Annotated in this window: 6 protein-coding genes; 5 read left to right on the top strand and 1 reads right to left on the bottom strand. The window is 37.4% G+C overall.

Annotation, left to right across the window (positions count from 1 at the left end; all coding sequences use genetic code 11):
- The first annotated feature begins 924 nt into the window (after positions 1-924).
- The 5 genes from J7J00_RS27025 (at position 925) to J7J00_RS27005 (ending at position 6625) form a co-directional block, all read left to right on the top strand.
- Complete coding sequence (locus J7J00_RS27025; protein ID WP_214796182.1) at positions 925-2127, top strand: MFS transporter; 1203 nt, start codon at positions 925-927, stop codon at positions 2125-2127.
- A 68-nt stretch (positions 2128-2195) separates the two neighbouring features.
- Positions 2196-2957 (top strand): type I 3-dehydroquinate dehydratase, encoded by a 762-nt coding sequence (gene aroD / locus J7J00_RS27020; RefSeq protein WP_214796181.1) that lies wholly within the window; start codon positions 2196-2198, stop codon positions 2955-2957.
- 60 nt (positions 2958-3017) lie between these two features.
- The gene (locus J7J00_RS27015) at positions 3018-3902 is read left to right on the top strand and encodes a shikimate dehydrogenase (protein ID WP_214796180.1); all 885 of its coding nucleotides are present in this window, start codon (positions 3018-3020) and stop codon (positions 3900-3902) included.
- Between the two features lie 279 nt (positions 3903-4181).
- Positions 4182-5390, top strand: coding sequence for an MFS transporter (locus J7J00_RS27010; protein WP_214796179.1), 1209 nt, complete (start codon positions 4182-4184; stop codon positions 5388-5390).
- A gap of 221 nt (positions 5391-5611) precedes the next feature.
- Positions 5612-6625 (top strand): LacI family DNA-binding transcriptional regulator, encoded by a 1014-nt coding sequence (locus J7J00_RS27005; RefSeq protein WP_214796178.1) that lies wholly within the window; start codon positions 5612-5614, stop codon positions 6623-6625.
- 121 nt (positions 6626-6746) lie between these two features.
- Here the strand turns inward: J7J00_RS27005 and J7J00_RS27000 are convergent, their stop codons facing one another.
- Positions 6747-7304, bottom strand: coding sequence for a shikimate kinase (locus J7J00_RS27000; RefSeq protein WP_214796177.1), 558 nt, complete (start codon positions 7302-7304; stop codon positions 6747-6749).
- Between the last annotated feature and the right edge of the window lie 641 nt (positions 7305-7945).

Raw genomic sequence — 7945 nt, 5'->3', positions numbered from 1 at the left:
AGCCATCCGGCTGGTCTTTTTTTGCGTTATGAACCAAAAGTTGCTAAAAAAATTATAAAGCCCCGTTATTTCTATATATAGAAGTTGTTATATAAACCCTGAGAGATACTGAAATCGAACATTGTTTTTCATTTTATATTGAGAATCGTTTTGACCCATCCCCCAACTTAGGATATAAGCGAGACATTCTTCCATCCTTATTAGACTCGAGATATTCAAATCGATTGCAAATAACTAGAGAATTGGATTTAAATAAGCAGCAGTGCATATATTTTAGGTAAAAAGAAATTTATTCAGAAACTGGTAACAAAAAAGTGGAGAATATCGAAATGGAATGAAGACCTCATTAAAAATAAATTAATTTATGCCACAGCAAATAAAAGGTTCTTCATCTTGTATGAACACTAACAAATCCAAGGTATGGCTGAACTTTTAAGGTAAATAGTAACCAAAATGAGCACCTTTGGAATTTAGAAATAATGAGTATGAGGGATCGCTTTATAGTTATTAAGGATTGCTTCATGAGTTTGACACAATTAAATTAGCGCAGTATAATAATCCAGTAGAACGATATACTAAAGAAAGTTAACGGATTAACTTTAGCATAAGTGTTAAGTGTTAATTCAATACCTTTTGAATGTAGAGACTAATTGCTCAATATTAGTAGAACGATATACTAACATGAACTAATATTAGTAGAACGATATACTAACATGAACTAATATTAGTAGAACGATATACTAGTTAGTCAAAGTTAGTAGAACGATGTACTAACTTTTAGCCGGTTAACCTAATGAAGTTTATTGTTTTTATTTAGTACGTAATTATGTTTCATAAATTTATGGTATGGGGCAAGGAGGAAACTTCTGAAAGGCTTAAGAATCAAATTGCATTTCGATAACTTTTTTAATAGGGGTGTGTTTCATGAAAAATCCATTTATAAAAATGGCCACAGGTTTATATATTAGCTATTTTATTTTAGGCATGATCAATATTATCATTGGGTCAAATATGGAAAACTTATCCGACCAATTAAATACAAGTGCCTCAGGAATAAGTTACTTGGTCTCTGCTATAGGAATCGGTAAGTTAGTTTCTTTGTTTTTCGCCGGTAGACTATCGGATAAATTAGGAAGGAAACCATTTGTTGTTTCAGCATCTTTTATCTACCTGATTTTCCTCATAGGTATACCTTTGGCTCCAAACTATACATTGGCATTTATATTTGCTGTGTGTGCTGGTATTGCAAACTCATTTTTGGACGCTGGTACGTATCCAGCACTTATTGAGGCTTTTCAAAAGAAAGCTGGTTCCGCAACCGTATTAATAAAAGCGTTCGTTTCAGTCGGTGCCGCACTTCTTCCATTTATCATGGCGTTCTTTATAGCCAGAGATATGTTTTACGGGTATACATTCTTCTTAATGGCTACTGTTTATCTTGTTAATGGATTTTTCCTGCTTAAGGTTTCATTTCCGGATCATAAAGCTCAAAGCCAGACTCAAGATGATGCACAAGCTGTGCCGGTTCAACACCAATTCCTCTCAAAACCGAAGTTTGGCCAGGAGGGGGTGGCCGTCATACTATTAGGCTTCACATCAACTGCTTTATTCATGCTAGTTCAAGTCTGGCTCCCGAACTTTGGACAAGATGTATTGGGGCTAACCCAGGCTAAGGCTGTTCAATTGCTTAGTTACTATAGCATTGGCTCCCTTGTTTCTGTCATTTTACTAGCAGTTCTATTGAATAAAGTAATTAAGCCCATTACCGTCATGATTATCTATCCGATCATTGCAGCATTATCTTTATTGTCACTCATTTATTTCCAACAACCATTTATAACTGTTTTGAGTGCTTTCTTCATTGGGCTTTCAACTGCAGGGGTGTTCCAATTGGCCATGACAATAATAACAGAGTTCTTCCCTGCCAATAAAGGGACGATTACTTCATATGTAAACATTGCAGCTAGTTCAGCATTTATCATCATACCTTTCGTTACAGGTATCATTTCTAAGAGTGCTGGTTTAACTGCGGTCTTCTTGTTTGATGTGGCAATTGCGGTAGTTAGTATTTTATTGGCAGTATTCGTTGCCTATCGATACAAAAAGGTAATTAAGGTTTCCAATTAAACGGTCTAGCCGAACATCAGCGGGGCATGAATCTCTACTGATGATAATGATAAAAGGGGGAAACATCCATGAAAACAATCACGATTAAAGACGTAACGATCGGAGAAGGGGTTCCAAAGATCATCGTTCCACTGATGGGGACAACTGAAGAAGAACTGCTTAAAGAAGTTGAAACGGTAAATGCGCTACAGCCGCATATCATTGAATGGCGAGTAGATGTTTATGAACAAGTTGAAAGTTTAGAAGCCGTTTCGGATATGATTTCTAAACTTAGAAGTGCTGTACCCAATACTTTGCTGCTTTTCACTTTTAGAAGCCATAAAGAAGGCGGGAACAAGGAAATCAGCGATGAATATTATTTCAAACTTCTTCATGCAGCAATTGAAACGAAGAATATTGATCTTGTCGATGTCGAATTATTTTTTGAAGAATCATCAGTGAAGGCGACTGTAATGGTAGCTGAGGAAAATGGCGTATACGTAGTAATGTGTAACCATGATTTCGATAAGACACCAGCAAAAGAAGAAATCATTTACCGATTGCGTAAAATGCAGGAATTTGGCGCCCATATTCCAAAAATCGCTGTAATGCCGCAAACTGTTGGAGACTTACTCGTTTTATTAGATGCAACTTACACGATGAAAACAAAGTATGCCGATCGTCCATTCATTACGATGTCAATGTCGGGCACAGGTCTGGTCAGTCGATTATCAGGTGCGGTGTTTGGATCTGCTTGTACATTCGGTGCCGGAAAAGAAGCATCTGCCCCAGGACAAATTCCTGTTACTCAATTAAGGGATGTATTGGAGATCATTGATCAAAACATTTAACTCATAATTCCTTCCAAGAAGGAATTTATATAAATTTTTAAAAATCAGGGGGAATAGAACATGGAAAATTTAGGACGTATTAATGGGAAAACGGAATTGGTAGGATTGCTGGCAACACCTATCGGACACTCTTTATCGCCTGCCATGCATAATTTGGCTTTCGATAAATTAGGCTTGAATTGCGCCTATTTAGCATTTGAAGTTGGAAACGAACAGCTGGAAGATGCAGTCAAAGGGATGCGAGCATTAAATGTAAAAGGATTTAACGTATCCATGCCTAATAAAATGAAAATACTTCCATATCTTGATGAATTGGCAGACAGTGCTAAATTTTCCGGGGCCGTTAATACAGTTGTCAATGTTGATGGTAAGTTCGTAGGTCACAGTACCGATGGAATGGGGTATACCCGGAACCTAAAAGAACATGGTATAGATATTAAAGGCAAGAAAATGACTCTTATCGGTTCTGGTGGGGCTGCTACTCCAATTGCCATTCAATCTGCGCTGGAAGGTGTGGCGGAAATCAGCATTTTTGCTCGTGATGATGCTTTCTTCCCGCAAGCAGAAGAGAATGTTCGAATCATCAATGAAGATATGAAACACTTAAATGTGAAAGCCAATGTATACCCTCTTGAAAATGTTGAACAATTAAAGGCTGAAATCGCAACTAGTGATATTTTGGCAAATGGGACTGGCGTTGGCATGAAACCACTTGAAGGCTTAAGTGTCATTCAAGACGAATCAATGCTGCGTCCTGATTTAATCGTAACCGATGTTGTTTATATCCCACGTAAATCTAAACTAATGGAACAAGCTGAGGCTGCCGGTGCTACAGCTATTAATGGTCTTGGGATGATGCTTTGGCAAGGTGCATTGGCCTTTGAGTTATGGACAGGTCAACAGATGCCTGTCGATTACATCAAAGAGCAATTGTTTGCAGAATAAGATGATTCCACTCTGGAGATTATTCTCCATTTTATCGTAATAGAGGTTTGTTCATACTCGATGTGCATCATCGTTATATGATTACCATCAAATGAGTGCAAAAACCTCGGAGCTAAGAAAATGCAGGGAGTGAAATCCCTTGTTTTTCTTAGCGTTTTTTTTTGAAAAGTGGTTTTCATATAAATGGATATCATAAAGGGGAGGCTTTAATGTAATTACATCTTGCATTAAAGGGTTCTTGGGGAGAAACACAACGTGATTTATTATAGGGGTGTAATAATGAAAAATCAGTATTATAAAGCGGCATCTGGCATGTATATTAACTATTTTCTGCTGGGGATGGTCAATATAATTCTCGCCTCAAACATGCCCTCTTTAACAGAACAATGGGATACGGACTCTACTGGCATCAGTTATCTTATTGCAGCAATAGGAATAGGCAGATTACTAACGTATGGTCTCTCGGGAGTATTATCAGATAAATTTGGAAGAAAGCCATTGATTATTGTCTCTTCGGTAATAATGGGAGTTTTTTTAATTGGGATTCCATTTTCCCCCACATATGAAATGGCCTTTGTATTTGCTTTACTTGCGGGAATTTCCAACTCAGCCATGGATGCTGGTACATATCCGGCGCTAACTGAAATCTTTCCTGAATCTGCTGGTTCCGCCAGTGTTATGGTCAAGGCTTTTGGTTCACTTGGTGCAACCATTCTACCATTCCTCATCTTGTTTCTTACTAGGAACCAATTATTTTACGGGTTTGCATTTTTATTACCGGCTGTCATCTATTTCATGAATATGTTCTTTATGTTGTCCGCTTCATTTCCAAAAAGCAAATCCGATGCTGTCAGTCATGAGGAGGGTTTGCATATGAACAGGTTCATGACTGAACCTAAATTTTGGAGCGAAGGAGTCGCACTAATCATAATTGGGTTTACATCAACTGCGTTATTTACAGTTTCGCAAATCTGGTTACCGAGTTTCGGCCAGGAAGTTGCAGGGATGCCATCTTCAGGTGCAATTAAATTATTGAGCTATTATAGTGTTGGATCACTGATTTCCGTCCTGCTATTATCCATCTTATTAAACAAATGGATTAAGCCTGTGACGGTGATATTGCTTTATCCAATGATTACTTTACTTACGGTGATCATCATATTAACGATACATTCACCTATTGTCTTAAGTATTAGCTCCTTTTTCCTTGGAGCATCGACAGCTGGAATATTTCAATTAACCATTGCAATAATGACTGAGCTTTTCTGGAGGAAAAAAGGAACTGTAACAGGTATCGTTGCGACGGCATCCAGTTTGGCGAGCGTCATTTTACCAATTGCAACGGGCTTGATCGCTAAGAGTGGGGATATATCGCATATATTTCTTTTCGATTGCTTTATTGCAACTATAGGAATCCTAGCTGCAGCTTTTGTTTATTACCGGTATAAAAAATTGACACAGCACCAGACCATATTTAACCACGGCTAAAAAATATTGAAGGATTATTGAAACTCCATCTTCTAGAACTAGGGTGCCGTTTTTTTTGGACTGATGAATATTGGATATAGATGTATTGGAGTGTAATTAATCAATGAGATACCCATGTTCAAAAGCAAGGGTGTAATAATGACAGTAACTATATTATTATTATAGTAAGAACATGATAATAATAAGTACATCAAAAATACATTCAAGATGGTGATTGAACTATGAAACAATCCAAAAAAGGGCGGGTCACGCTGCAAGAGGTAGCGAAACATGCTGGGGTATCTACATCCACTGCTTCCCTTATCGTTCGTAATAACCCCCGAATATCGGAAGCGACGCGAAAAAAGGTATTAAAATCCATGCATGAATTAGGCTATGTTTACGATAGAATTGCAGCAAACCTAAGGTCGCAGAGTTCCGATACTGTAGGAATCATTATTACCGACATATCAAATACCTTTTTTTCTGAATTCCTGATAGGCGTTCACGATGCATTGGATGAGGTCGGGTATACAGTGTTGCTGGGGACTACATTCGACTCGGTTGCCAAGCAAGACCATCTCCTTTCGACAATGATGGAACATAGGGTGGGAGGCCTGATTCTTTGTCCTGTCTCTGAAAGCTCACAAGATACAATTGAACGGTTAAATGCAATTGACACGCCGATGGTCCTTGCTGTTAGGGAACTACCTGGAGTGAATAGCGACTATGTAGGCATAGACTATCCAAAAGGAGCCAGGATTGCTGTTGACCATCTCCTTGGAAAGGGGCATAAAAGAATTGCGCTCCTTGGTGGCATCAAGGAATCTTCTACTTGGATCGAGAGAATGGAGGGATACCGTGAAGCTCTTTCAAGAGCGGGATTGGAAGTGGATGAATCGTTGGTGATAGATAGTGCCCCTACACGGGAAGGTGGGCTGGAGGCTGTATTGAAAGTACTTGAGAATCCTAATCCGCCTACGGCGATTTTTTGCTTTAGTGACTTAATTGCCTTCGGTGTTATGCAAGGATTAATGATGAAAGGATATACACCTGGAAAAGATATAGATATCGTAGGGTTCGATAACGTTCCAGTCGCAGAAATCTATCATCCCCCGCTAACGACCATTTCCTCATTCCCTAGACGTATTGGAAAAGAGGCAGCGAATCTTCTGTATCAGCAAATGGAGAAAATTGAACGTGAACAACAGCGAATCATATTGAATCCAGAACTGATTATTAGAGAATCTTCCTAAAAAAGAAAAATAAAAAGGTGATTAGTTTACAGGAGGCTAGGTATCCATACCGCTGTACCCTTTTCATCTTTTCTATTATTCTTTTATTGGGAACATTGATTACATAACAAAAAGGTGGGTCTTACTTAAGAGGTTCATAAATATCCCAGGCCACTTTCAATGAATCGACTATGAAGTCTGCCACTTCATCAACATCAAGATCATTGGTATTCACTTTTGAATGATGATAGGAGTATATTTCTTGTCTGGTGTAAAAGAGTTCTTCGATTTCCTCAAGGGACCGACTTTGTAAAACAGGTCTACTATCAATTAGTAAGCCTATTCTCTCTTTCCAGTATTCCCAAGATAAGTCCAGATAAAAGACAATGCAATTGGATAAACAGATATTCCGTATATCCTCTTGTAAAAATGCCCCGCCTCCTACTGAAATGATTTTCAATTGTTGTTGACTAAAGTTTTCAATCACACTTTTTTCTTTTTCGCGAAAAGCTTTTTCCCCAAACTTCTTGAATATTTCTGTAGTGGGCATATTGAATTCCTTTTCAATTTCTTGATCTATATCAATAAAGTCCCTATATAATTTCCTTGCTACTTTCTGACCGATCGTCGTCTTTCCTACCCCCATAAAGCCAATAAAAACGATACTTTGCATCCTCAAAGATGTGTTTTTATTAATCATTTATAAATCCCTCTCCCAACTATTTTTATAATGATTAAAAGTCTCTCCTGAAATTTTTAAAATATATTTATTATAGTATAAGAAAGTAAAATTGTAAAAAAATTTTTTAATATTTGGACAATGAAATTCCGGGATTTAGCGGTTTATTTTAAATCAATCGATTCGAAAGGAACCATCGGTTTTCATTATTCGATTTATACATCTAATTATACGTTTCTTCATCTATACAGTTTGTTATTGCCGTTACCTATCACTTGCAGGTTTTATGGATGTTGCCAAAAGCATGACTAGGTTGAAGGGGAATGTGTTTCAAACTGGTCTTTGAATTAATAAAATGGGTGGGAGCAATGATTTTTGTTTGATTATATGTTTTAAGCGGAAGCCAAGGTACGACGTACATTTATTCCTACTTACAGTGATTAAATCATTTAACAAAGAAATGTTTGAAATGTGTTGACTTTATTGCAGGAAAAGATTAATATAAATAAGCACCAACTAAGACAAGCGAAAAACTTCATCACTTTCGGTGCATTGCTGAAAGAAAATAACTATTGACTTCTTACTATGAAAATGATAAGATGAAATGGTCGCTGAAAAACACAGCGATTTAAAATAAGTTTAAAACTTCGCAGAAGTTGACA

It is taken from the genome of Bacillus sp. ISL-4, assembly GCF_018613275.1.
GTDB lineage: Bacteria > Bacillota > Bacilli > Bacillales > DSM-1321 > Peribacillus > Peribacillus simplex_E.
Note: the sequence above shows the minus strand (reverse complement) of the source record. Positions and strands in the feature narration are given on the sequence as shown.